General features: G+C 62.8%; 21 protein-coding genes and 2 tRNA genes. 11 read left to right on the top strand and 12 right to left on the bottom strand.

Annotation, left to right across the window (positions count from 1 at the left end; genetic code table 11):
* The first annotated feature begins 141 nt into the window (after window positions 1–141).
* A complete protein-coding gene (gene ppdK / locus ACTJKL_RS14330; RefSeq protein WP_440853152.1) occupies window positions 142–2,838 on the top strand; it encodes a pyruvate, phosphate dikinase in 2,697 nt (898 codons plus the stop codon).
* A 42-nt stretch (window positions 2,839–2,880) separates the two neighbouring features.
* Here the strand turns inward: ppdK and ACTJKL_RS14325 are convergent, their stop codons facing one another.
* Both ACTJKL_RS14325 and ACTJKL_RS14320 read right to left on the bottom strand, forming a co-directional pair.
* The gene (locus ACTJKL_RS14325) at window positions 2,881–3,129 is read right to left on the bottom strand and encodes a hypothetical protein (protein ID WP_018094472.1); all 249 of its coding nucleotides are present in this window, start codon (window positions 3,127–3,129) and stop codon (window positions 2,881–2,883) included.
* A gap of 168 nt (window positions 3,130–3,297) precedes the next feature.
* Window positions 3,298–3,687: a hypothetical protein gene (locus tag ACTJKL_RS14320; RefSeq protein WP_100674560.1), complete on the bottom strand. Its 390-nt coding sequence runs from the start codon at window positions 3,685–3,687 to the stop codon at window positions 3,298–3,300.
* 294 nt (window positions 3,688–3,981) lie between these two features.
* Here ACTJKL_RS14320 and ACTJKL_RS14315 point away from each other — a divergent pair, with 294 nt between their 5' ends.
* Window positions 3,982–4,890, top strand: coding sequence for a DUF1499 domain-containing protein (locus ACTJKL_RS14315; RefSeq protein WP_324763065.1), 909 nt, complete (start codon window positions 3,982–3,984; stop codon window positions 4,888–4,890).
* Window positions 4,891–4,943: 53 nt separating this feature from the next.
* Here the strand turns inward: ACTJKL_RS14315 and ACTJKL_RS14310 are convergent, their stop codons facing one another.
* The gene (locus ACTJKL_RS14310) at window positions 4,944–5,852 is read right to left on the bottom strand and encodes an MBL fold metallo-hydrolase (protein ID WP_440853196.1); all 909 of its coding nucleotides are present in this window, start codon (window positions 5,850–5,852) and stop codon (window positions 4,944–4,946) included.
* 234 nt (window positions 5,853–6,086) lie between these two features.
* On the opposite strand from ACTJKL_RS14310, the gene ACTJKL_RS14305 reads away from it, so the two are divergent.
* The 3 genes from ACTJKL_RS14305 (at window position 6,087) to ACTJKL_RS14295 (ending at window position 10,059) form a co-directional block, all read left to right on the top strand.
* Window positions 6,087–6,161, top strand: a tRNA-Gln gene (locus tag ACTJKL_RS14305).
* 337 nt (window positions 6,162–6,498) lie between these two features.
* Window positions 6,499–7,095, top strand: coding sequence for a hypothetical protein (locus ACTJKL_RS14300; protein ID WP_440853151.1), 597 nt, complete (start codon window positions 6,499–6,501; stop codon window positions 7,093–7,095).
* A gap of 345 nt (window positions 7,096–7,440) precedes the next feature.
* Window positions 7,441–10,059, top strand: coding sequence for a DUF3772 domain-containing protein (locus ACTJKL_RS14295; RefSeq protein ID WP_440853150.1), 2,619 nt, complete (start codon window positions 7,441–7,443; stop codon window positions 10,057–10,059).
* Window positions 10,060–10,152: 93 nt separating this feature from the next.
* Here the strand turns inward: ACTJKL_RS14295 and ACTJKL_RS14290 are convergent, their stop codons facing one another.
* On the bottom strand, window positions 10,153–10,566 hold the full coding sequence (locus ACTJKL_RS14290; RefSeq protein ID WP_018094479.1) for a hypothetical protein: 414 nt from the start codon (window positions 10,564–10,566) through the stop codon (window positions 10,153–10,155).
* Between the two features lie 278 nt (window positions 10,567–10,844).
* On the opposite strand from ACTJKL_RS14290, the gene ACTJKL_RS14285 reads away from it, so the two are divergent.
* Together ACTJKL_RS14285 and ACTJKL_RS14280 are read left to right on the top strand one after the other, a co-directional pair.
* Window positions 10,845–10,921 (top strand) — tRNA-Pro (locus tag ACTJKL_RS14285).
* Window positions 10,922–11,115: 194 nt separating this feature from the next.
* Window positions 11,116–11,259 (top strand): hypothetical protein, encoded by a 144-nt coding sequence (locus ACTJKL_RS14280; protein ID WP_127711632.1) that lies wholly within the window; start codon window positions 11,116–11,118, stop codon window positions 11,257–11,259.
* Window positions 11,260–11,373: 114 nt separating this feature from the next.
* Here ACTJKL_RS14280 and cysN read toward each other — a convergent pair whose 3' ends face one another.
* The 4 genes from cysN to ACTJKL_RS14260 form a co-directional block, all read right to left on the bottom strand.
* Complete coding sequence (gene cysN, locus ACTJKL_RS14275) at window positions 11,374–12,870, bottom strand: sulfate adenylyltransferase subunit CysN (RefSeq protein WP_018094481.1); 1,497 nt, start codon at window positions 12,868–12,870, stop codon at window positions 11,374–11,376.
* Entirely contained in the window at window positions 12,870–13,823 is a 954-nt protein-coding gene (gene cysD / locus ACTJKL_RS14270) for a sulfate adenylyltransferase subunit CysD (RefSeq protein WP_275596613.1), read from the bottom strand. Before cysD ends, cysN begins: the two co-directional genes overlap by 1 nt.
* A gap of 47 nt (window positions 13,824–13,870) precedes the next feature.
* Window positions 13,871–14,665 carry a phosphoadenylyl-sulfate reductase gene (locus ACTJKL_RS14265; protein WP_440853149.1) on the bottom strand — a complete coding sequence of 265 codons (795 nt, stop codon included), beginning with the start codon at window positions 14,663–14,665 and terminating at the stop codon, window positions 13,871–13,873.
* 143 nt (window positions 14,666–14,808) lie between these two features.
* Window positions 14,809–16,161: a chloride channel protein gene (locus ACTJKL_RS14260; RefSeq protein WP_440853148.1), complete on the bottom strand. Its 1,353-nt coding sequence runs from the start codon at window positions 16,159–16,161 to the stop codon at window positions 14,809–14,811.
* A 156-nt stretch (window positions 16,162–16,317) separates the two neighbouring features.
* Here ACTJKL_RS14260 and ACTJKL_RS14255 point away from each other — a divergent pair, with 156 nt between their 5' ends.
* On the top strand, window positions 16,318–16,704 hold the full coding sequence (locus tag ACTJKL_RS14255; protein ID WP_026168560.1) for a DUF6152 family protein: 387 nt from the start codon (window positions 16,318–16,320) through the stop codon (window positions 16,702–16,704).
* Complete coding sequence (locus ACTJKL_RS14250) at window positions 16,704–17,183, top strand: DUF6644 family protein (protein WP_440853147.1); 480 nt, start codon at window positions 16,704–16,706, stop codon at window positions 17,181–17,183. The genes ACTJKL_RS14255 and ACTJKL_RS14250 overlap by 1 nt, the downstream gene beginning before the upstream one ends.
* A gap of 1 nt (window position 17,184) precedes the next feature.
* Here ACTJKL_RS14250 and betA read toward each other — a convergent pair whose 3' ends face one another.
* The 4 genes from betA to betI form a co-directional block, all read right to left on the bottom strand.
* Window positions 17,185–18,834 (bottom strand): choline dehydrogenase, encoded by a 1,650-nt coding sequence (gene betA / locus ACTJKL_RS14245; protein ID WP_440853146.1) that lies wholly within the window; start codon window positions 18,832–18,834, stop codon window positions 17,185–17,187.
* A 139-nt stretch (window positions 18,835–18,973) separates the two neighbouring features.
* Window positions 18,974–20,437: a betaine-aldehyde dehydrogenase gene (gene betB, locus ACTJKL_RS14240; protein WP_440853145.1), complete on the bottom strand. Its 1,464-nt coding sequence runs from the start codon at window positions 20,435–20,437 to the stop codon at window positions 18,974–18,976.
* Between the two features lies 1 nt (window position 20,438).
* On the bottom strand, window positions 20,439–21,977 hold the full coding sequence (betC, locus tag ACTJKL_RS14235; RefSeq protein WP_338278543.1) for a choline-sulfatase: 1,539 nt from the start codon (window positions 21,975–21,977) through the stop codon (window positions 20,439–20,441).
* 103 nt (window positions 21,978–22,080) lie between these two features.
* Complete coding sequence (betI, locus tag ACTJKL_RS14230; RefSeq protein WP_018094490.1) at window positions 22,081–22,701, bottom strand: transcriptional regulator BetI; 621 nt, start codon at window positions 22,699–22,701, stop codon at window positions 22,081–22,083.
* Window positions 22,702–22,845: 144 nt separating this feature from the next.
* On the opposite strand from betI, the gene ACTJKL_RS14225 reads away from it, so the two are divergent.
* A complete protein-coding gene (locus tag ACTJKL_RS14225; protein ID WP_018094491.1) occupies window positions 22,846–23,394 on the top strand; it encodes an HdeD family acid-resistance protein in 549 nt (182 codons plus the stop codon).
* 107 nt (window positions 23,395–23,501) lie between these two features.
* Entirely contained in the window at window positions 23,502–25,301 is a 1,800-nt protein-coding gene (locus ACTJKL_RS14220; protein WP_440853144.1) for an EAL domain-containing protein, read from the top strand.
* Window positions 25,302–25,368 lie beyond the last annotated feature (67 nt).

Raw genomic sequence — 25,368 nt, 5'->3', positions numbered from 1 at the left:
GGCCGGAGCATATACTGTAGATGGTCTGGAGCGGGGTGAGGAAGAGTGCGTGCGCTTTTCCGCCCGCATCCCGCTCTGACTTCTTAGATTCGATCACGTTCATGATTTTAGGTCGGCGACTGTTTCGGGTGGAGAACAGGCATGGCGAAATGGGTATATACCTTCGGTGCGGGAGAGGCCGAAGGGGGCGCGGAAGACCGCGACCGGCTGGGCGGCAAGGGGGCTAACCTCGCGGAGATGTGCAATCTCGGCCTGCCGGTGCCGCCGGGACTCACAATCGTCACCGCTGCCTGCAACAGCTATCTCGAGAAGGGCCGCTGCATGCCCGAGGGTCTGCGCGAGCAGGTCCGCGAGGGCATCGCGCGGATGGAGAAAATCACCGGGCGCGTCTTCGGCGATACGAACCGCCCGCTGCTTCTGTCGGTCCGTTCCGGCGCGCGCGCCTCCATGCCGGGAATGATGGACACGGTCCTGAACCTCGGCCTCAACGATCAATCCGTGCATGCGCTCGGTCACGACGCCGGCGATGCGCGCTTTGCCTGGGACAGTTACCGCCGCTTCATCCAGATGTATGGCGATGTGGTGATGGGGGTGGACCACGAGGTTTTCGAGGAAGTTCTGGAGGACGAGAAGGCGCGCCTCGGTCACGAGCAGGACACGGAGCTTTCCGCCGTCGAATGGCAGCACGTGATCTCGCGCTACAAGGAGGCGATCGAGGAGATGCTCGGCGTGCCTTTCCCGCAGGACCCGGAAATCCAGCTCTGGGGCGCGATCGGTGCCGTCTTTTCGAGCTGGATGAACCCGCGGGCCATCACCTACCGACACCTTCACGGCATACCGGCCGGCTGGGGCACGGCCGTCAACGTCCAGGCCATGGTCTTCGGCAATCTCGGCAATTCGTCGGCGACGGGCGTCGCCTTCACGCGCAACCCGTCGACGGGCGAGAAAGAGCTCTATGGCGAGTTTCTCGTCAATGCTCAGGGCGAGGACGTGGTCGCCGGCATCCGCACGCCGCAGAACATCACCGAAGCGGCCCGCATCGCGTCCGGTTCGGACAAGCCGTCACTGGAAAAGCTGATGCCGGAGGCTTTTTCCGAGTTCGAAAAGATATGTAACGCGCTCGAGCGCCACTACCGCGACATGCAGGACATCGAGTTCACGATCGAACGCGGCAAGCTTTGGATGCTGCAGACGCGTTCCGGCAAGCGAACGGCCAAGTCGGCGCTGAAGATCGCCGTCGACATGGCCGAGGAAGGGCTGATCTCGAAGGAGGAGGCGGTGGCGCGCATCGATCCGGCTTCGCTCGACCAGCTTCTGCATCCGACGATCGACCCTCATGCCCGCCGCGACATTATCGGTTCCGGCCTTCCGGCCTCGCCGGGTGCCGCCACGGGCGAGATCGTCTTCAGCTCCGACGAGGCGGTGCAGGCGGTCAAGGAAGGCCGCAAGGTCATTCTCGTTCGCGTCGAGACGAGTCCTGAAGACATTCACGGCATGCATGCGGCTGAAGGCATACTGACGACCCGCGGCGGCATGACCAGCCACGCGGCGGTCGTCGCGCGCGGTATGGGTACGCCTTGCGTATCGGGCGCCGGCAGCATCCGCGTCGATCAGCGAAACGAGCTCCTGATCGCCGCGAGCGTCACGCTCCGGAAGGGCGACGTGATCACCATCGACGGCTCTTCCGGTCAGGTGCTGAAGGGCGAGATCCCCATGCTGCAGCCGGAACTTTCGGGCGACTTCGGCAAGATCATGCAATGGGCCGACGCAAGCCGCCGCATGACCGTGCGCACCAATGCCGAGACGCCGGCGGATGCGCGCGCCGCCCGCTCCTTCGGCGCCGAAGGCATTGGACTCTGCCGTACGGAGCACATGTTCTTCGAGGACGACCGCATCAATGTGATGCGCGAGATGATCCTGGCCGAAGACGAAGCAGGGCGGCGGGCAGCACTTTCCAAGCTTCTGCCCATGCAGCGCTCCGATTTCGTCGAGCTCTTTTCGATCATGCACGGCCTGCCGGTCACCATCCGTCTTCTCGATCCGCCGCTGCACGAGTTCCTGCCGAAAACCGACGAGGAAATCGCAGAGGTTGCGCGCGTGCTGACGATCGATCCCGCGGAACTTCGTCAGCGGGTCGATGCACTTCACGAGTTCAATCCGATGCTCGGGCATCGCGGTTGCCGACTGGCGATCTCCTATCCGGAGATCGCCGAGATGCAGGCGCGCGCGATTTTCGAGGCGGCGGTGCAGGCTGCCCACGATACCGGCGCTGCCGTCGTTCCCGAGATCATGGTGCCGCTCGTCGGCCTGCGCGCCGAGCTCGATTACGTCAAGGCGCGGATCGAGGCGGTCGCCAAGGAGGTCGTCGGCGAGGCTGGCGTGAACATCGATTATCTGATCGGCACGATGATCGAGTTGCCGCGGGCGGCCCTCAGGGCGGACACGATCGCCGAATCGGCGGATTTCTTCTCTTTCGGCACCAACGACCTGACGCAGACCACCTTCGGCATTTCGCGCGATGACGCAGCCCTGTTCCTGGCCAACTATCAGCAGAAGGGCATTATCGAGCAGGATCCCTTCGTCTCGCTCGATTTCGAGGGCGTGGGCGAACTGATCCAGATCGCGGCGGAGCGGGGCCGGCGGACCAAGAACGGTTTGAAGCTCGGGATCTGCGGCGAGCATGGCGGCGATCCCGTCTCGATTCGCTTCTGCGAGGAAGCGGGTCTCGATTACGTCTCCTGCTCGCCGTTCCGAGTGCCGATCGCGAGACTTGCGGCCGCTCAGGCGACGATCAACGGCCGCGAGGTCGCCGAGGTTCAAGCTCTGGCGGCGAGCTGACGGTCGTCGATCTTCGTCCGGAGTTGCGGGCCGTCTCGCCGGTCAGTGCCAGTAATAGGGGCCGCGCAGGAAGACGTCGTTGTCGTACCGGAAAGCGCGCGCTTCCGCCCGACGATCGAGATCTATGCGCTGCAGGCAGTTTGCGAACGCATCCGTGCCCCTTCTGAAGCCGTAGGAGGCGCATGTATTTTCGTCTCTCGCTCGACGTTCCTGCGGCGACATCGACTGGCACGCGGCAAGCACCAGCCCCACGGCCGCAAGGCCAAGCAGTCTCATGGTCATCGTCGTCATCCTTGCCTCCTGACCGGCACCCATTCGCGGGGACAGAGTCCGATGGCATTCCGCTGGACGACAGGCATGATAATGCAACGCATAAGACGAAATCCGTGGGCGCGATTCAACTCGTCGACATCATGCGCCCGTTGCGCATAGCTGGTCAATCGCCCCACGGAGTGCGGTTCAGATCCGCTCGAGGACGCCGACGAAGGAGTTGGCGAAGCTCTTGAGACCGGCGGTGTGCTCGCTCGGCTGCTCGACGCGGATGGTGGTGCCGTCCTGAGCGAGACAGATGAACAGGATGATCGGTGTCTTATCCTCCGCCTGGCCGTGGCGTATCGCGGCGATCGTCACGCAATCGTCGACGAGACCGGAAGCCGGCAGAACGAAGAGCAGCTCGGCGCCGATGTCGTGAGCCACCTTATGTGTGAAGCCGACGAAATCGTCCTTGTCGCCGGAAAAGCGATCGAGCGAAAGCTCCAACTCGAGAAGTGCCATGGGCATCGCGGCTTCGCCGACCGGGGGCGGAGGGGCGGGGATGGCGATCTCCATGGTAGATTGCTGTGCGGCCATGATGTCTCTCCGTTGATTTGCCGCGCCTCTTGCCGGCGACGACGGCCGATGCCTCCAAATGCTACAGCGCCGTGTGTCCGGCCAAATAGTAAACCTGAATAGGTGGTTAACGAGAATGGCAAATTTGCGGCACCCGTGTGAGTGGCGCCGCCATATTCGCCGCCCGCATTCTCTCTTTGGCCTCCATGGGGTGATCTACATCGCCGATGGGGGAAAGATACGGGGTTTGCACTACCCGAGCCATGGTCTAAGAAAGGCGAGGTCCTTTTCCGCCTCGGGGATTGATTCCGTTAGATGATTGTCCGGTACGAGCGTCCCTATTCCTACGCGGCACATTGGGCGCGCCGCATCGCCCGCATCGCCTTCATCGTTTTTCTGCTGTCGCTGCTGTCGCATCGTTTCGGTCCTCTGACGACGCCGCACTTTCTGACGCTGGCGTTGATCGCCGGGGGCTTGGCTCTCCTTAGCGTCGTGCTGGCAACGGTCGGGCTCACGCGTCTTTGGCAGGTGGCAGCGATCGGCGGGGCCGCTTCCGTTTCGGCGCTCTTCTACGCGGCGGTTCCGCTCGGATTCCTCGGTTATGGGGCCGTGCAATACCTGACGCGACCGGCGCTCTACGAGGTCAGTACCGATACCTCGACGCCCCCGCCCTGGATCAGGACGCCGGCATCAGGGGAAAGCTGGCTCGGGCGCAAGCGTCCGGTGACGCGGGAAGACCGCGAGGCGCAGGTTGAAGCCTATCCGGGGCTTACGGGCCGGCGCTACGAAGGGGCGCTGGACCGTGTATTCCAGGGCGTGCGCAAGGTCGTCGAGCAGACGCGGATCACCATCACTGCTGAGTTCGGCGCCGACAACGCGCGGGCGGACCTCGAAGACCTCGCCGTACGACCCGAGGCAGGCGGGGATGCGAATGCCGGACCGAACGTCATCCCCGTTCCAACCGCTCGACCCACGCAACTGGTCGACGACGGCATACCGGGACGGCGATCCAGCGACGTCGTCCTGCAAGGCGAGTGGCGGAGCCTTGTCGTCGGCTTCCGATTCGACGTGCTGATCAGATTGCGCGAAGAGGCGGAAACGACCTTCGTCGATCTGCGCGTGGCTTCGCGCTACGGCCGCCATGACCTCGGCATGGGAGCCATGTTCGCCGAGGAGTTCCTGCGCGACCTCGACGCCGAGCTCCTGGGGATCGCGGGCGATTAGAGAGTGCGCGCGGTTTTCTGCCGCGGATTGCGCCTTTCAGCGATCCAACCGCGTCACGCCAGCCGGTATGCGCTGGCGAGCGACGGCGGCCCCTCTGTTTCGACGCGCCCCTGTTCGATGAGGTCTTCGATATGCGCCAGCAGCGAGAGTGCCGCAGCGCCGTGCAGCCGTGGGTCGGTCGAGGCATAGATCACCTTGACCATGTCGGCGATCTGCCGGTCGCCCGCACGCAGGCGTTCGAGCACCGCGCGCTCGCGCATCCTGCGATGCGCCTTCAACGCCCGCACGAAGGAGGCAGGCTCGTTGACCGCACCGCCATGGCCTGGCAGGTAGATCCGATCGTCGCGCTGGAGCAGCTTGTCGAGCGAGGCCATGTAATCGGCCATGGCTCCGTCCGGCGGCGCGACGATGCTCGTCGCCCAGGCCATCACATGATCGGCGGAAAAGAGGATTCCGGTTCCATCGAGCGCAAATGCCATGTGGTTGGCCGTGTGCCCCGGCGTCGCTACCGCCGTCAGGCTCCAGCCGTCGCCTTCGACGTGTGCCCCGTCGCAAAGCGCGACATCGGGCACGAAGTCCATGTCCGAACTTTCGGCGAAGGGATTGACCTCGCCGGCATGCAGCGGCCTGGCTGCCCGGTGCGGTCCTTCGCCCACGACCATCGCGCCGGTTGCCCGGGCGAGCCTGCCGACGAGCGGAGAGTGGTCGCGATGGGTATGGCTGACGGCGATATGCGTCACCTCGCGCCCTCTGAGTGCGGCCATCAGCGCATGGAAATGTGCCTCGTCCTCGGGGCCAGGGTCGATTATCGCGACCGAACTTCGGCCGACAATATAGGTGTTCGTGCCGTGGAAGGTAAACGGACTGGGATTGTTGACCGTGATGCGCTGTACGTTCTCGGCTACGCTCACCGGTTCGCCATAGGCGGGCTTGAAATCGAGGTCGAATTCCGGAGCTTGCATGTCCTGGCCTGTCATCCACTCGGCCTCCCGCTTGCACGTCACCCTCGGGAGTTTTAGGGGTCGGCGCGACCATAGGCCAAAGGCCGGGCGGAGGAAACATCGGTTCGGGCCTGAGATTGCTGCCGGACCGCGAGCGATAAATCTGCGCGCCAAACGAAGTTAAGCATTGTGAGCGCGCACGAGCTTTGCTAATCAGGCGCTCGATTTGGCGAGGAGATTACCTGCCAGTTTAGTTGGGGCGTAGCCAAGCGGTAAGGCAGCGGTTTTTGGTACCGCCATTCCCTGGTTCGAATCCAGGCGCCCCAGCCACACTTCACACCACCGAACCTATACCTTGCCGAAGATGACGGCGTGGTCGACGCGCTCGACGACAGAGCTGCCGACGGTAATTCGGTTTACCGGCATGAAAACCGAAAAGCACCGTTCTTCTGCGGCAGTCCTATTCAGACGTATTTGGCGCCCCTGGGGGAATAGGTCCCAGAGAAAATGCGGGTTCGGCAGAAATCTTATACCCTTATAAGTTATATAAAATAATGCATATTTTTGGCGGTCTCATCGAGGACTGAAATGCATTTTAGTATTTATGATTGACAAGAAACGTATTCGCCTATTTCCTGTAGGTGTATTCGCGCTGGGGATAGCGAAGATGGAAGCGATTATTCTTGTCAATGTCGCACACTGCCTTGCATCGTTGATTATCGTATATGACGCGTGCGCAGGTCCATTCGGCATAGAGCAGGGGCAGAGTAAAAATGCTCTTGAACTAAGAAACGTAGCGCCACACGGCGGTATATATAATCTTCGTTCCGTCCCGAGGCGTCACCCCGATTTCGAAGTATACGCAGCAGAAATCAGCGAAAGATTTGGTGTTTGCCGTGTCAGTGCGGGATCGATGATGTTCAGGAAGGATCGGTTCGGAACGGACGTTCGATCGAAGTTCGAAGAGATTGTACAGGAACTCGAAGATATTTACGGCAGGGGAAAGCGCTTCGAGCACTTGAAGGCAGGTCCACGCTGGCATGAAAGGCGTGACTGGGTGATGTCCATAACGCAGAACGAGCGGATGCACAGTTACGAATGGTCCGTCGCGCATGGTTCGAAACTCAAGGACGGGATCAAATATATAAAGCTGAGAGTCCAGGGCATCGGCGAGGACGTATCGTTCATCGCCCTGGAATACGACTTCGAGAACCGTGACAAGTGCCTCGCAGAGAAAGCACAGAATCTCGCAAGCACCCTGTGATAGCGCAACGCCTCGCCTCCTGACGGCCGAGATTTGCGCGGCGGAAATTTCGTAAGGGCTGCCTCGGACGCGGACGGATCGAGGTGGGCAACAACCTCCTGCAATATGCCGATAATGGCTGCCGGCGAAAGCCGACGCGTCGAATCTCCGAGCGGTGTCTCCGTTCGGAATGCGGCCGTCGTGCCGGCGTCTGCGAGGCGCTTCCGGCCGGATAGCCGGCGCAAATCGGCGGGGTGAGGTTGGATAATCCGGTCGGCAACCTTATGGTGCGCCTTTGCAAACCCCGGGCTCGGCTTCACCGCGCTCGGCAGAGGCACGATGCAGAACACCGGAATAGGACTGATAATGACGAGCATGCGGTTCCTTCTTCGTCGCACATCCGCGACGGGCCCAACCTTCGAAAGAGCTTTGGATCAGGCCCGTTCGGTCAGCACATTGCTTCGATTGCTTCTCGTCGCATTCCTGCTGACATTTGCACCGGCTGCCCTTGCCCAGGACGGCGGCGGACAGCCGGAAGCCGGCGCAGCAGCCGATGTGCAGGGCCAGAGTAGTGCCTTACCGGAGGTGCCGCCGAAAGCCTTTCCGGAGGAGCAGGCACGCATCGATGCCTGGCAAGCGACGCTGGAGCGTGTGGAGTCCGCGCTCCAGGCCGAACGCATAGACGACGTCACTCTTTCACAGCTGCGCAGCCAGATCGCCAAGATTCCCATGCAAGCCGCCGGGCTCAAGGCAGCCCTGCAGCCGCGATTGCAGCTCGTCAATCAGCGCATCGAGCAGTTGAAGCCGGCCGACGAGCAGGCCGCCCGCAACCAGACCGAAGCGATCAAATCCGAACAGGCGCAACTACAGTCGGAGGCGGCCGGCCTGCAGGGCGTCGTCCAGCAGGCCGATCTCATCGCGCTTCGCGGCCAGCAGGATATAGACACGATCGGAGAGCGGCGGCGGGCCCTCTTTACGAGCTCCATTCTGCAGCGCTCGCAGAGCCTTGCCGATCCTTCCTTCTGGTTCGATCTGGCCGCCGCGACACCGGAGACGCTGGCAGACCAGTCCCGCGTCGTCGGGTACTGGTTCGGCGCCCTGGTCGAACGCACGGGCCGTTCGGCCGCGGGCATTCTCGTGGTCGTGATCGGCTTCGCCGCCTTTCTCCTGTCGCCGGGCCGGCGCTGGCTTACTCGGCGCACGAGCCGCGACCCTTCGGTTCTCCACCCGTCGGGGCTCGCCAAGGCGACCGCAGCGGCGGCCATCACGCTTGCGAACTTGCTGATCCCGGCTGTCGCCTTCTTCGTGCTCTACCAAGCCATGTCCATTCTGAAGGTTCTCCCGGCGGATCTGGCGACGGTCCTGCGGCCGGTCCTTTTCGGGCTGACCTTCGCATCCTTCTTTTACGGACTCTCGATCGCCGTTCTCGCACCGGAACGGCCGAGCTGGCGGCTCGTCGAGGTTACGGACACGGCGGCCGAGCGGCTGATTCCGATAATAGTGACCATGGCTGTGGTGAATGTCGGCGGCCTTGCCCTCGACGCGTTCCTGAAGGCGACCCATGCGCCCCTCTCCTTTGCCGTCGCGGCCCAAGGCCTCGGTGCCATCGCGCTCGGCATTCTCGCCATGGTCGCGCTCAGATTTGTCGCGCGCGAAGACGATGACGAGAATCCGCAGGGAACGAGCTCGGCCTGGCGCCTGCTCATTCCGGTTACCTGGGCGGTCGCCGCGCTCACCGTTATTGCGCCGCTCGCCGGCTTCGTGGCTTTCGGGCGCTTCGCCGCGCTGCAGATCGTCTTCACGACGGCGGTGCTGATGAGCCTCGTGCTGTTGCTGCGTCTTGCGGACGAGGCGATTTCCTACGGCTTTTCGGTACAGACACGGATCGGCGGCTTCATGCGGCAGGCGATCGGCCTGAAGCCCAACACGATCAGCCAGATCGGTGTGATCCTTGCCGGGTTCGCGCGCCTGATCGTGATCATGGTAGCCGTTATGGCCCTTCTCGCGCCCTGGGGCATCCAGTCGGAGGATGTGGTCGGCACCTTCACCTCCGCCTTCTTCGGATTCGAGATCGCCGGATTTTCGTTCTCGCCTTCTGCGATTCTCGGCGCGATCGTCGTTTTCGTCGTCGTGATCGTCGCAACACGCGGTTTCCAGAGGTGGCTCGACGGCCGCCTTTTGCCGCAAACCAGCCTCGACACCGGCCTCAGGACGTCGATCCATACGGGGGTGGGCTATGTCGGCGCTGCAATCGCGGGTCTCGTGGCCTTTTCCTATGCGGGTCTCAACCTCCAGAACGTCGCAATCGTCGCCAGCGCCCTGTCCGTCGGCATCGGTTTCGGCCTGCAGTCCATCGTCAACAACTTCGTCAGCGGGATCATCCTGCTTGCTGAACGGCCCTTCAAGGTCGGGGACCGCATCGAGGTCGGCCCGAATACGGGGATCGTCCAGCGCGTCAGCGTCAGGGCTACCCAGATCCAGACCTTCGACAATGTGACCGTGATCGTACCCAATGCCGATCTGATCAGCGGCCAGGTGGTCAACTGGATGCATGGCGACTTCTCGGCGCGCCTGAAGATTCCGGTGGGGGTCTCCTATGAATCGGACCCGGAGCAGGTGCGGCGGGTTCTGCTGGAAATCGCCATGGACAATCCGCGCGTCTTGAGAATTCCGGAGCCTTTCGTTTCCTTCACCGATTTCGGGGCCGATGCCCTGCAGTTCACCTTGTTCTGCCACGTCGGCAACATCAACGCCGATGCGGGGGCGGCGAGCGATATGCGTTTCGAAATCGCCAAACGCTTCCGCGAGGAAAAGATCGAAATGCCCTTCGGCCAGCGCGACATCCATCTTCGCGATCTCGCCAGCATCGAGGGGCTGGTCCGCGAGCTGTTTGATGGCCGCACCGCCGCGCCGGCCGCGGCGTCTCGGCCGGGGCAAACGCGCGCGAAACGTCGGAAGAGTGCGGCCGAGGCCGCCAGCGAATGAGTATGAAAGGCAGTCCCGGATGACGAAGCAGGCCCGCTGGCTTTCGGCAGCGGGCCCGGGGGTAGCCGAGGTAGCCGAGACGGTTCGAGCTGACTACTCCGCCTTTGCGCCGCCCAAAAACTCCTCGCACCAGCTCGGCCCGTTCGGACGCTTGCGGTCGCCGGCGATCCGGATCGCGCGGATGACGTAGTCGGAGGAGACGGTCAGCTGAACGGAGCAGCTCAGATATTCCGTGCGCGCGGCAGAGATGCGCTTGCCGCGTTTGCCGTCGGCGGTCTTTTCGTATTCCGCCGGGATCCTGCGCGTCTTGTAACCGCCCTTCCAGCTATAAACGGTGTCGCCGCCCGCTTCGACGTCGGAAATGGGTGGGCCGAACTGAGCGAAGAAGGGCCCTGCCGGCTGGCCGAGCCAGCGTGCCTCGACCGCATTTCTCGTGATCCCGGTCGTTGTCGTGCAGCCGGCAAGAAGCAGCCCGAGGGCGCCCGCCGTCATCATGCGGAAATTCATGTGTCTGTCCCTTAGATATGTCCTGAAACCTGCGGCGCGGAAGGGCCGGAATCCCCGGTTTTCCTTGCAGTCCGCCGAGGCTCTAGCGCTAAAAGCTATGAAAGAAAATCGGCTCGGAGCATTGCCGCAGAGGAAATTGGAGAGCGTTGCAGAAACGCCCTATCGCTTATGAGATGGGACGTGCCGGCGGCCGGAACATTTTCACCTTCAGCGCGGTCTTTTTTGCGATAGGCGCTTGTGAAATCAAAAATGCTGTTCTATAGAGGCGCCGCTGGTCACGGAGTGTAGCGCAGTCTGGTAGCGCACCACGTTCGGGACGTGGGGGTCGAGTGTTCGAATCACTCCACTCCGACCAGCTGTAAATCTCCCCCAACCGTATCTTTTTTTCCGGCTTTCTGCCGGTTTGCCTGGTCGCTCTCACATTGCGGCGGCCGGTGCCTTTGCCGCACCTTTATTGTTCACAGAGAAACGGGTTGTTCCTGAAAATCCGTCTTATCGGAGTGAACAATCGGAGCGAATATCCTTCAAACGCAAACCCGTGAGGCAGCGATGTCGAAGGAACCCATCTTCACTCTGCGCGAAATTCTCGTCTGGGCCGCCATTCTGGGCAGTGTAGTCGGCTACCAGCTTTGGAATCATGCCGATCCACAGCCGCTGACGATCGACCTCGCAACGGTCGAGCGGCGGGCCTGACCGTATTGACGGCCTCCACCTTAGAAGCGCGTGCCTGCACTCAGACCGTCTCCCGATCAGAGCAGCAAAAAGGGGCCATGCGGCCCCTTCGCTGACAGGCAAACGGTAAGAGCATCAGCCGTCGATCGAGTCGATGATACCCACCGCCTTCGCGGCGGTTATCCGGCGCACCTCAACGTCTTCGCGGCGGGCGGCGAAGAGCTCCGTCGCCATGAGCTGATCGGCAAGATCTGCCGGCAGCGACAGGATTACCCGGCTTTCCTCGGCATGGATGCCCCCGAGCGCGGCGCGCTTGGCAGTGATCATGCCGCCCGCGACCGTGTTGTTGGTGTCGGGGTCGATCAGGATGAAGGCGCCGGTCGTGCGGTTCTGCTCATAGGTGTCGAAGATCGCCTGTTCGTCGAAGGCGAGGTGCACCTTGCCGATCGCGTTCATCGGCAGTTCGTCTGCGTGGTTCCACTTGCCGCTCTTGAGTTCGAGCTGGCTGACCGGCTGCACCTGCACGCGCTGGCGGCGGCTGCCGGACTTCAGCCAGTAGCGCTTGCCCGGCTGGATGCCTTCCGGCTGCAGCGCCACGAGTTGCGCATCGAAGGCGAGCCCGGTCATCGGCTGGCTGTCGATCGAGGCGATCACGTCGCCGCGGGAAACGTCCACCTGGCGGTCGAGCACCAGCGTGATCGCGTCTCCGGCCACCGCCGCATTGCGCACGAGATCGAAGGTGACGATCTTGCTCACATTGGCGACCATGCCCGACGGCAGGATGACGACGGAGTCACCCGGCTTCACCGAGCCGCCGGCAACCGTGCCCTGATAGCCGCGGAAGCTCTCTCCCGGGCGCGATACGCGCTGCACCGGCAGGCGGAAGCCGACGGTCTGGGCGGAGCGGGTCGTGGCAAGCTCCAGAATTTCGATGAGCGTCGGGCCGTCATACCAGGGCATGGAAGCGCGGCCGTCATAGACGACGTTCTCGCCCTTGAGCGCCGAGACCGGGATTGCGGTGACCTGGCGCACCCCGAGCGAAAGGGCCAGCTCCCGGAACTCGTGCGAGATCTGGTCGAAGCGGGCGCGGTCGTAATTCGTCAGGTCGATCTTGTTGACGGCGAGCACGAACTGGCGGATGCCCATCAGCGTCGCGATCGTCGCGTGGCGGCGGGTCTGCTCCAGAAGGCCGACGCGCGCGTCCACGAGCAGCACGGCGAGGTCGGCGGTCGAAGCGCCGGTCGCCATATTGCGGGTATATTGCTCGTGGCCGGGCGTGTCGGCGACGATGAAGGAGCGCTTGTCGGTCGCGAAATAGCGATAGGCCACGTCGATGGTGATGCCCTGTTCACGCTCGGCCTGAAGGCCGTCGAGCAGGAGAGCGAAATCCGGAAGGCCGAGATCGTTCTGCTTGCCGCCGGAATCGCGCTGAAGGCTTGCCGCCTGGTCTTCCTTGACCGCCTTGGTGTCCCAAAGCAGCCGGCCGATCAGCGTCGATTTGCCGTCGTCGACGCTGCCGCAGGTGATGAGGCGAAGGGGGCGCGTGTCGCGCACGACCCGCGCAGTCTCCTGCATCGGAAGGGATACGACGGTTTGATCCAGGACTGCGTTCGCTGCTGCCGGTGCGGTCATCAGAAATATCCTTCGCGTTTCTTCTTTTCCATCGAACCGGCCTGATCGCGATCGATCGCGCGGCCCTGACGTTCGGAGACGGTCGCGGTTTCAAGTTCGGCAATGATGTCGTCGAGCGTGTCGGCTTCGGAGCGGATCGCGCCGGTGAGCGGGAAGCAGCCGAGCGTGCGGAAGCGGATGACTTCCTCGCGCTTGACCTCGCCGGGAAGCAGCTCGAGGCGAGGATCCTCGGCGAGGATCAGCATGCCGTCGCGCTCTACGACGGGGCGCTTCTTGGCAAAATAGAGCGGAACGATCGGGATCTCTTCCGCCTGGATGTAGCGCCAGATGTCGACCTCGGTCCAGTTGGACAGAGGGAAGGCACGGACGCTCTCGCCCTTGCGGATCATGCCGTTATAGACGTTCCAGAGTTCCGGGCGCTGATTGCGCGGATCCCAGCGATGATCGGGCGTGCGGAAGGAGTAGATGCGCTCCTTGGCACGGCTTGCCTCCTCGTCGCGGCGCGCGCCGCCGAATGCGGCGTCGTACTGACCCGCGTCGAGCGCCTGGCGCAACGCTTCGGTCTTCATGATGTCGGTATAGAGCGCCGATCCGTGCGTGAACGGCGTGACGTTTTCGGTTGCACCGCGCGGATTGGTGTGGGCGACGAGGTCGAGATCGTATTTCGCGGCCATCTCGTCGCGGAATGCGATCATCTCGCGGAACTTCCAGCCCGTATCGATATGCAGGAGCGGGAAGGGGATGCGGCCGGGATAGAAGGCCTTGCGCGCAAGATGCAGCAGGACCGACGAATCCTTGCCGATCGAGTAAAGCATTACGGGGCGCTCGAATTCGGCCGCGACCTCGCGGAAGATGTGTATCGCTTCGTTCTCCAGCGCCTTCAGATGCGGATCGAGCGGCGGTTTCGTGCTCTGCGGATTATGCAGTTCCGTTTCCGGAAGAGTGTGGGGCATTGCTAACTCCGGGGGAAGATCGTGGTCTTCGGGTGCGCGCGTGGCGCTCAGGCCGCGTTGCTGGCGTTGGGGATGATCGAGGAAGCCGCTTCCGACACATGCAGGCCGCATTCGCGCTTCTCATCGTTCTCCCACCACCAGCGCCCGGCGCGCTCCGGCTCACCGGGCTTGATCGCCCGGGTGCAGGGCTCGCAACCGATCGACGGATAGCCGCGGCTGTGCAGCGGGTTGACGGGGATGGCCTCTGCCGCGACGTGGGCCTGGATCGTCTCAATGTCCCAGTCGGCGAGCGGATTGATCTTGATGAGCCCGCGATCTACGTCGGCTTCAGCGAAAGGGGTCGTGGCACGGTTGCCCGACTGCCCGCGCCGCAGGCCCGTAATCCAGTAGCTTGCCCCGTCGAGTGCGCGCGCAAGCGGCTTCAGCTTGCGCACGCCACAACAGGCATGCCGGGCTTCGACGCTTTCGTAGAACCCGTTCATGCCGTATTGCGCCACATAGGCTTCGATATCGGCTTTCTCGGGATAATAGCGCTTGATGAGGATGCCATAGGTCTCCTCGGTCTTGTCGATCAGGGCGACGGTCTCGTCGAAAAGACGGCCGGTCTTCAGCGTCGCGACTTCGATATCGAGATGGTTGCTGCCGATCGCGGCGGTAATGACCTGGTCCTCGATGCCGAGCGAAGTGGTAAAGACCGCGCGGCCTTCCAGCCCGGCGATAAATGCCAGACGGCCGGAAAGATCCAGCCCTTCGAGCTCGTCGTTGATGGCCTGGGCCTCTGCCTCGAGGGCAAACTCTTCCGCGTCGACCGCCACTTCTGCTTTGCGGGATTGCGTCGTCATGGCTGCATCCTGTTGCAATTTGCACGGAATATGGCAGCCGTTCATGACAATGGACAGAAATAGCGGTTTCTAATGCCGCGCGAACGGAGCAAATATCTCTCTGATCCCCAGAGGCCTTGAAAAAGGCGCCCGTGGCCGATGCCTCACTGAGGTGCGGCTTCGCTTTTCGCGCTGCTCCTGCGCAGGAGAATGCTCTGGGCGATGAATGTTCTGGAAAGACCGTGATAGAGCGGCTCGGGCGAAACGAGCCGGGCGGTGACATAGCCAAGCATCGATGCGGCCATCAGCGCGATCACGCTCTGATGGTTGCCGGTCATCTCCATAATGATGACGAAGGCGGTCATCGGTGCCTGGACGATGCCGGCGAAATAGCCGGCCATGCCGAGCACGGCTCCCAAGGCGATGCTGGTTCCGAAAAGTGAACTCATTGTGCTGCCGAGTCCTGCGCCGATCGCAAGAGAGGGGGCGAAGATGCCGCCGGGGATACCCGAGATCATCGCCGCGAAGCTCGCGAACAGCTTGCCCAGGAAGAAGAAATAGGGAAGCGGCTCACCTGCGACCGCCGCTTGCGCCTGCTCGTAGCCGGTTCCGAAGGTGGCACCACCCGACAGGACCCCGACGATGCCGGTGGCGACGCCGCATCCGCCAGCCAGCATGAGCATGCGCTTCACGGGAGCCGGCTGCGCCCAGCGGCGGATACGCCGCGTCAGCCGAAGGCTGGCCGCGCTAAAGGCGGCGCCAAGAAGCCCGCCGCCTATTCCGCAGGCGAGAATGAGCAGGAAATCTTTGGCGCCGCTCGCCGTCGTCGAACTGGTGCCGAAATAGGTGTAGTTGCCGGAGAGGCTCAGGGCCGCGAGGCCGGACAATATGACTGCGGTCAGAACGAGTCCGTTTGCGCGAGACTCGTAGGTCCGGCTCATTTCCTCGATCGCGAAGACGATACCCGCCAGCGGTGTGTTGAATGCAGCCGCGATCCCCGCGGCGGAGCCGGCAAGTATGAGCCCGCGCGCGTGAGCCATTCCGCCCCAGCGGGCGGCCTGCAGCATGATCGAGGCGCCGACCTGGACGGTAGGGCCTTCGCGACCAATCGATGCCCCGCCGAAGAGCCCGAGGATCGTAAGCAGGATCTTCCCGAAGGCAAGCCGCAACGACAGCAGGCGCGAGCGCTCTTCCTCGCCATGCAGATGCCTTGCAGCGATGGCCTGCGGGATGCCGCTGCCTTGCGCATTGGGGAAGAAGCGTATGGCGAGCCAGGCAGAGAGGACGAAAACCACAGGTGTGAGGAGCAGGGGAAGCAGAAAGCTCCACTCCCCGGCATCCGTCAGCCGGCGGAAGGCGTGTTGCGCCCAATCTGCGGCTTCGGCGAAGGCGACGCTGATCACGCCGATCGCAATTGCGCCGACCCAGAAGACCAGTCTTGGCCGCCAGACGCCGTAGGATCCCCAAAGGACTCTGGACCGGCGGAGGAGTTTCGATTTGGTGTAGGCCGAAGGCATCATGTTCTCTTAGCGAGTATGCCCTTCGAACACAAAACGGGCGTCTGCCCATGCAGGACCGTGAGACCCTGCCGTTCAACAATCGGTGAGCGCGCTGTTCTTGCCCCATGCGTGCTCCATGTTCAGGCATCATCAACGCAGGAGAAGGAAATGCCGATGGCTACGTCTTTGTCGTCACGCCTCCCCGCGGCCGGTTTGCTGAGCCTGCTTCTGGTTACGGGCGCCTACGCGCATCACGGCTGGTCCTGGGCGGAGGCCGATCAGGTCGAGCTTTCAGGGACGATCCGCGAGATCTCCATGGCGCCGCCGCATCCGACCCTTCAGGTCGAGACGACGGATGACGGCACCTGGCGGGTCGAACTCGGCAACCCGCGGCTCACCCAGCGTTCGGGCTTTGTGGAAGGGGTAGCCAAGGCCGGCGATCCGATCGTGGTGCTGGGCAACCGCTCGCTCGACCGGAACGAGAAGAGGATGAAGGCCGTCCGGATCACCGTCGCCGGCAAGGTCTACGACATCTATCCGGAGCGCATACGGACGAATTGATGGAGGAGGCGCTGACGTGGATCGGGGCGTTGCCCTTCGCTTTGGCGATACGGCGCTCCGCGGTGCTCTACATCTTCGTGAACGCCGCCCACATACTCTCGATCGGGATAATCGTCGGTTCGATCCTGCCGCTCGACCTGCGGCTGCTCGGCTTCTTCCGCGACGTGCCGATCGGTGTGGTCGGCCCCTATCTTTCACGCGCGGCTGCGATCGGCATCGCGTTGGCCATCGTCACCGGTTTCTGTCTCTTCAGCGTTCGCCCGGTTGAGTATGCCGGCAACCCCGCCTTCCTGACGAAGATGACGCTGCTCGCGCTCGGCGTACTCAACGCCGCCATATTGCACCTGACCCCGCAATGGCGCGACGCAATCAAAGGCGGGCCGCTCTCCCCGAGGGTCCGCCTTTCAGCGCTGCTTTCCATGTCTGTCTGGACCGGTGCGGTCCTAGCCGGGCGCTGGATAGGTTTCCTCTCGGAATAACTTACCTGTCGCTCACCGCCCAGCGCGGATTGATCCATGGCTCCTGGTTCGAGCGGGCGAGCGGCTGCTTGCCGAGGATATGATCGGCGGCCTTCTCGCCGGTCATGATCGAGGGGGCGTTGAGGTTGCCATAGGTGATGTGCGGGAAGATCGAGGAGTCGGCGACACGAAGCCCGTCGACGCCGATAACCCGGGTTTCGGGGTCGACCACGGCCATCGGATCGTCCTTCGCCCCCATCTTGCAGGTGCCGCAGGGATGATAGGCGCTTTCGAGATGCTCGCGCAGGAACCCATCGATCTCCTCGTCTGTCTGCACCTTTGCGCCGGGCTGGATTTCGGGGCCGCGATAGAGGTCGAAAGCCTTCTGGCCGAAAATCTCGCGCGTCAGCCGAACGCAATGGCGGAACTTCTCCCAGTCCTCCGGATGGCTCATATAGTTGAAGCGGATCACCGGGTCGGCCTTGGGATCGGACGAGCGAAGGGTGACGTCACCGCGCGACTTGGACAGATTATAGCCGACATGCACCTGGAAGCCGTGCGACTTCGCCGCCGCCTTGCCGTCATAGCTGATCGCCACCGGCAGGAAGTGGTATTGGATGTCCGGCTGCTTCACGCCGGGTGCCGAACGCAGGAAGGCGCAGGACTCGAACTGGTTGGAAATTCCGAGGCCTCTCTTGAAGAAGAGCCATTGCGCACCGGCGACACCCTGCCAGAACCATGGCAGCCAGGAATAGAGTGAAACCGGCTTCGTGCTCACCTGCTGAAAATAGAATTCCATGTGGTCCTGCAGGTTCCGGCCGACGCCGGGTCGGTCGACCTTCACGTCAATTCCCATCTCCTTGAGGTGCGCGGCCGGTCCGATGCCGGAAAGCATCAGCAGCTTCGGCGAATTGAACGAGGAGGCGGAGACGATCACTTCGCGGTTGGCCTTCACCACCTCGATCCGTCCGCCCCGCTCGATCTCCACGCCCGTCGCCCGGCCATTCTTGATCACGACCTTGCGGGCGAAGCAACGGATGAGCTCGACATTCGGACGTTTGAGGGCCGGCCTCAGATAGGCGGAAGCGGCCGACCAGCGGCGGCCCTGCCACGTCGTCTGCTCCATCAGCCCGAAGCCCTCCTGCTTCGAGCCGTTATAGTCCTCGGTGACTTCGAAGCCGGCCTCTTTTCCCGCTTCGATGAAGGCGTGAAAAAGGGGATTCTTGACCGGGCCGCGCTTGACGTGCAGCGGCCCGTCGGTGCCGCGCCAGCCCTCTTCGCCGCCATGCGAATGCTCCATCCGCTTGTAATAGGGCAGCACGTCCGCATAGGCCCAGCCTTTGGCGCCGAGTTCCTCCCAGCGGTTGAAGTCTTCCGAATGGCCCCGGACATAGACCATGCCGTTGATCGAGGAGGAGCCGCCGATCACCTTGCCGCGCGGCGCGGTGATGCGCCGGTTGTTGAGGTTCGGCTCGGGTTCGGAGAGATAGCCCCAATTATAGCGGTTCATGTTCATCGGCCAGGCAAGCGCCGCCGGCATCTGGATGAACGGGCCGACATCGGAGCCGCCGAACTCGAGCACGATGACCGAATTCCTGCCGTCTTCCGACAGGCGATAGGCGAGCGCCGAGCCCGCCGAGCCGGAACCGATGATGACGAAATCTGCCTGCATGAGCGTGGTCTTTCTTGCTTCTGGGATGGCCCGCCTTCTCCCGCGCGAGGGAAAAGGCATATGCCGCGCCGGTCCCCTCTCCCCGCGCGGCGAGAGGGTTAGTCCTCGGGTCAAACCCGAGAGGGCAGAACTGCAAAGCTCAATACGGCGCCTCGACCGGCCCCATGCCGACATAGACGGTCTTGAGCTCGGTATAGTGGTTCAGCGCCGCGACCGAATTCTCGCGTCCGAAGCCCGACTGCTTGGACCCGCCGAAGGGGATCTCTACCGGGCAGAGATTATAGGTGTTGATCCAGAGCGTGCCGGCCTCGAGCCGGTCGGCGACCCGGTGGGCGCGGGTGAGGTCCGCGGTGAAGACGCCGGCCGATAGGCCGAACTCCGTGGCGTTGGCGCGTCGGATGACTTCCGCCTCGTCGTCGAAGTCGAGCACGCACATGACCGGCCCGAAGATTTCTTCGCGGGCGATTGTCATGTCGTCGGTGACGTCGGCAAAGACGGTCGGCTGGATATAGGTGCCTTCGCCGCTCACATTGTTGGGAATGCCGCCGCCGGTGACGAGGCGCGCCCCTTCCGCTCTGCCCTTCTCGATATAGGAGAAGACCTTGTCGCGTTGCGCCGCCGAGACCATCGGCCCAAGCTGCGTCGTCTCGTCCAGGGGGTCGCCGATGACGATCGCTTCGGTGCGTTCCTTGAGACGGGCGAGGAAGGGCTCCTTGATCTTCTTCTGCACAAAGACGCGGGTACCGTTGGAGCAGACCTGGCCGGTCGAGTAGAAATTGCCGAGCATTGCGCCGCCGATCGCGCTTTCGAGATCGGAATCCTCGAACACGATCAGAGGTGACTTGCCGCCGAGCTCCATGGTGACGTGCTTGAGTTCCGCGGCGGCGGCGCCGGCCACCTTCTTTCCGGTCGGCACGGAGCCGGTGAGCGACACCTTTGCGACGTCCGGATGGTTGACGAGGAGCGGGCCCGTCGCGCGGTCGCCCTGAATGACGTTGAAGAGGCCCTTCGGCAGACCCGCTTCGATGAGGATTTCGGCGATCTTAAGTGCGCCGAGCGGGGTGTTTTCCGAAGGCTTGAAGACCATGGCGTTGCCCGCGACGAGTGCGGGCGCACCTTTCCAACAGGCGATCTGCTGAGGGTAGTTCCAGGCGCCGATGCCGACGCAGACGCCGAGCGGCACCCGCTTGGTATAGGCAAAGTCGCCGCCGAGCGGGATATAATCGCCGTTGAGTGCGGCGGGCGCGACGCCGCCGAAAAATTCGAAACTGTCGGCACCGGACGTCGGGTCGGCCACGATGGTTTCCTGGATCGGCTTCCCCGTGTCGAGCGTTTCGAGCTCGGAAAGCTCGCGGTTGCGCTGGCGCATGATTTCGGCGGCCCGCTTCAGGACACGCCCGCGCGCGGTCGGGCTCATCGCCGCCCATTCCGGCTGCGCGCGCTTCGCCGCTGCGATCGCCTTTTCGACGATTGCGGGTGTTGCGGCATGGAGGCGGGCGATGACTTCGCCGGTCGCCGGATAGATGCTCTCGATCACCGTGCCGCCGGTGTCCTCGACATATTCGCCGTCGATGAAGTGCGAGGCTTTCGGTTGGGCTCTCATCTCATTCTCCTCGCGGATAGCGTTTGGACTCCTCGAGATTGTCGAGGTTCATGTGATTGCGCATGTATCGCTCCGATGCCTTTTGCAGCGGCTGGTGATCCCAGGGGTAATAGGCGCCGTTTCTCAGCGCCTCGTAGACGACCCAGCGGCGGGCCTGGCTTTCGCGTACGGCAGCATCGAAGGCCTGCATGTCCCAATGGGCGGCGCGCATGTCCTGGAATGCGGTAAGCGTTGCCTGGTCGACAGGTCCGCGCGGCTTCGCTGCGAGGTTCGTGAGCTCCAGCGGATCGGTCTCGAGGTCGAAGAGCTGGTCCGGATCGAGTGCGCAGTGGATGTATTTCCACTTGCCCTCGCGAATGGCGACCAGCGGCGCATAGGAGGCCTCGGCCGCATATTCCATCAGCACCGGTTCGGTGCGCTCGACGCCGTTGACCATCGGCACGAGGCTGACGCCATCGGTCCAGGGCTTCACTTCCTCGAGAGAAATGCCGGCGAGGTCCGCAAGCGTCGGCGTCACGTCGAGATTGGAGGTCGGCGTCAGATGCAGGCCGGGTGCGATACCGGGGCCGGCAATCATCAGCGGCACGCGCGCCGAGCCTTCGAAAAAGTTCATCTTGAACCAGAGGCCGCGTTCGCCGAGCATGTCGCCGTGGTCGGAACAGAAGAGGATGAGGGTGTCATCGAGCATCCGCGTCCGCGTGAGGGTGTCGACCAGTTCGCCGACCTTCTCGTCGAGATAGGAGATGTTGGCGAAATAGGCGCGGCGAGAGCGGCGGACATTCTCCTCCGTCAGCTCGAAGTTCCGGTAATCGCAGGACAGCATGATGCGCTGCGAATGCGGGTCCTGCTCGTCGAGGGGGATAGCGTCGACCTCGGGCGTGAGGTGCTCGCAATCCTCGTAGAGGTCCCAGAATTTGCGCCGCGCGACATAGGGGTCGTGCGGATGGGTAAAGGAGACGGTGAGGCACCAGGGGCGCCGGCTCGCATCGTCGTTTTCCCGCGAAAGCTGGTAGAGTTTCTGGTTGGCGAGGAATGCCACCTCGTCGTCATATTCCATCTGGTTGGTGATCTCGGCGACCCCGGCGCCGGTGACGGAGCCGAGATTGTGATACCACCAGTCGATGCGCTCGCCCGGCTTGCGGTAATCCGGCGTCCAGCCGAAATCGGCCGGATAGATATCGGTCGTCAAACGCTCCTCGAAGCCGTGCAGCTGGTCCGGTCCGACGAAATGCATCTTGCCGGAAAGCGCGGTGTAATAGCCGGCCCGGCGCAGGTGATGTGCATAGGTCGGGATCGACGACTGGTACTCGGCGGCATTGTCATAAACCCGCGTGCGGCTCGGCAATTGCCCGGCCATGAAGGATGCTCGGGCTGGGGCACATAGTGGCGACGAGGTGTAGTTGTTGCGGAAACGGGCCGATCGCTTGGCCAGCGCCTTCAGGTTGGGCGCGTGCAGGAAGTCTGCAGGCCCGTCCGGAAAAAGCTTTCCGTTCAGCTGGTCCACCATGATGATCAGAATATTCGGCTTCCCGGTGGTCACTTGATCGTTTCCTCGTGGTTCGAATTCTTGCTTCGTCTTGCTTGGCCGGTCGGCGATTGTCAGCTGCGGCTGCCGCCACCTTCTGCCCGCCGGGAGGGAGGGGCTAATCCTCGGAGCAAACCCGGGGAGGGGAGCCTTTCCCGTCGCTCGCCCTCAGATGCGCATTCACGTAATCTTCCGTGAGCGCCACCGAGGCTTCGATGCTGATCGGCGCCGATTTCAAACTTTGCCGGATGTAGAGCCCGTCGATCATCGCAGCGGCGCCCTCGGCGATGCGTTCCGCGTCATCTGCCGGGCAGAGCGCTCTCAGACCCGCGAGCAGGTTTGAGCGCAGCCGCCGCGCATAGATCACCAGCAGCCGCCGCACTTCCTCCGACCGTTGCGCCTCCGAATAGAAGGCGAGCCAGGCTGCGACCGTCTCCGGCGCGAACTGATCGGCGCGAAAACTCACGCTGATCAGAGCACTCACCTTTGCGCGCGGCGTCGAGGCCGCCTTCATCGCAGACACGGCGTCGTCGCGCAGCTTGCCGAGAAGGCTGCGGATGGTGGCGATCAGCAACTGTTCCTTGCTGCCGAAATAGTGATGCGCGAGCGCGGGCGAAACGCCGGCCGTCCGCGCGATATCCGACATGGTGACCGCGAGCGTCCCTTGGTCGCCGATCACGCGCAGCGCCGCATCGACCAGCGCCTTGCGGCGCACCGGCTCCATTCCGACCTTGGGCATCTTCGAACTCCTCTGACTCTAGCTTATTTTTGATTGATCCATCAATCAATAAAAAAATCCTGCGCTTTTCTCTTTCTTTTTGCTTGGAAATCCGGCTCAATCAGCGGGAGGCGTCCATGCGCATAGGCATGACTGGAGGTTGAAATGGTTCACGCGTTCGATCCCGCCGGCAGAGAGGCCCTTGCCGGAAAATGGGGGTGGTTCGTCGCACTCGGCGTGCTTCTGATCATGTGCGGCGGCATCGCCTTCGGAAACCTGCTGATGGCGACAGTCGCCTCCGTCTATTACGTCGGTCTCATCATGCTGATCGGCGGCCTGCTCAACCTCGCCCACGCCTTTCAGGTCAAAAACTGGGGGAGTGTCCTTTACTGGATCTTGAGCGGTGCCTTCTATGCTGCGGCAGGCCTGTTCGCTTTCATCAATCCTGTCCTCGCCTCCTCGGTGCTGACATTTCTGCTGGCGGTGGCGCTGATCGCCGCCGGTTGCTCCCGCATCTGGGTAGGGTTCAGGCTTCGTCCTCTTGGCGGCTGGGGGTGGATGGTCATCGGCGGCCTCGTGACCCTGCTAGCCGGCCTCATCATCGCTGCCGGCTGGCCGGTCGACAGCCTCTGGATACTGGGTCTTTTCCTGGCGGTCGATCTCGTCATGCAGGGGCTGGCCTCGATCGCCTTCGGGGTTCTCGCAAGGGGCTGAGCAGGCTTTTCCGAAGCTTCATCAAACTTTCACATTCGCGAAAGATTTCGTTGACGCCTGGCTCCGATGCTGGCGCGCGTTTGTGTGTCCTATCCCTGGAGCCCGGCATGTCGGCCGCCCCCGCAGAAATCCTGTCGCTTCGCCGTTTCGGCGACGACCAGATCGTGACCCTTGCCAAACTCGTCATCGAAAATGCCCTCCAGCCGATCGTGGAAGCGGCGACCGGGGCGGTGTTCGGCTATGAATCCCTGATGCGCGGTTTCGAGCGCCTGGGCTTTGCCTCGCCGGTCGAATTGCTCGACAGGGCCGAGAGCGCGGGGCAGTTGCTCGCGCTCGAGCACCTGATCAACAGCCGCGCCGTCGCCGCGTTTGCCGCGCTCCCGGACTTTTCGGCGCGCACGCTCTTTCTCAATTTCGATGCGCGGCTCGTCGGCGCCGAGGGCGACATCGTCGATCGCCTCGTCAACCACTTGAAGCGTGCGAATATCGCGCCGTCCTCTCTTTGCTTCGAACTGTCGGAACGTTTCGACAGCAGCAAGATGCCTGACTTTTCCGCGCTCGTGCGGCAGCTGCGGCTTGCGGGATTCAAGCTCGCGATCGACGATTTCGGTGCGGGGTTCAACGGCTTGAAACTGCTCTGCGACCAGCCGGTCGACTATGTGAAGATCGACCGGCACTTCATCTGCGATATAGACAAGGACCCCCGCAAGCGGCACCTCGTCCGGCATACGGTCAATATGGCCCATGTGCTCGGGTCGCGGGTCATCGCCGAGGGCGTGGAGACGGAGGCGGAGTTTCTCGTCTGCCGTGATCTCGGTTGCGATCTGATGCAGGGCTACTTCATCGCCCGACCGACGACGCACGTCACGGAGCTGCAGGCCGTCTACGCACATCTCGAACCGGCCGGCGGCGCTCGGCGCCCGTCTGCGACCCTTGACAGCATCCTGATCCGCAAGGAGATCGAGCAGCTTCCGGCAGCGAGGGAGAGCGACGATCTCGATTCCGTGTTCGACCTTTTCCGGCTCAATCCACGCCAGGCTTTCTTTCCGGTCCTGAATGCCAATGGCGAACCGCGCGGCATCCTGCACGAGTATCACGTCAAGGAGATGATCTATCATCCCTTTGGCCGCGACCTCCTGAAGAACCGCCTCTATCAGCGCCGCATCTCGCATTTCGTCACGCCCGCGCCGATCGCCGATCTCGACACGCCCGCCGACGAGATGCTCAAGATCTTCGCCGGCATGAACGGGAGCGACTGCGTCATCCTCACGGAGAACATGCGCTATGCCGGCATTCTCTCCGCTTCGTCGCTCCTGAAGATCATCAACGAGAAGCAGTTGAAGACGGCCCAGGAGCAGAATCCGTTGACGGGCCTTCCCGGCAATCGCGCGATCCGCGATTATGTCCAGCACGCGATCCTGGACGGCGACCAGGCCCGCTACTTCTGCTACTGCGACTTCGACGATTTCAAACCCTTCAACGATACCTACGGCTTCCAGAAGGGGGATCTCGCGATCACGCTCTTTGCGGCGCTCCTGCGGCGCCACTTCATAGGCGAAGGGAAGTTCCTGGGTCACGTCGGAGGCGACGATTTCTTCGTCGGCATCGACGGTTCCACCGAGGAGGACATACGGGGCGTCCTTTCACGTCTGATCGACGACTTTCGCTCGGACGTCCGCCAGCTCTATTCGCCCGAGCATCTGTCGGCGGGACGGATCAGCGGATATGGCCGCGACGGCACCACGAAGGCTTTCCCCCTGATGCGCTGTTCGATCGCGGTGCTTTTGCTTCCGGAAGGCCTTGTCCTCTCGGACGGACAGACCGTGAGCAAGCGGATCGCGGAGATAAAGGCGCGCGCCAAGGCGAGCGAAGAAGGCCTCGTCATGGAACCCCTCGACCGGACCTGAGCAGCGGATGCACGACGAACTTTCCCGAACGGCAAGAGGGCTATAGGTATAGGCGGAACCGTTTTGC

Source organism: Sinorhizobium sp. 22678 (assembly GCF_052044265.1).
Classification (GTDB): Bacteria; Pseudomonadota; Alphaproteobacteria; order Rhizobiales; family Rhizobiaceae; genus Sinorhizobium; species Sinorhizobium meliloti_A.
The sequence above is the reverse complement of the archived record's forward strand: the minus strand, read 5'-3'. Positions and strand labels throughout refer to the sequence as shown.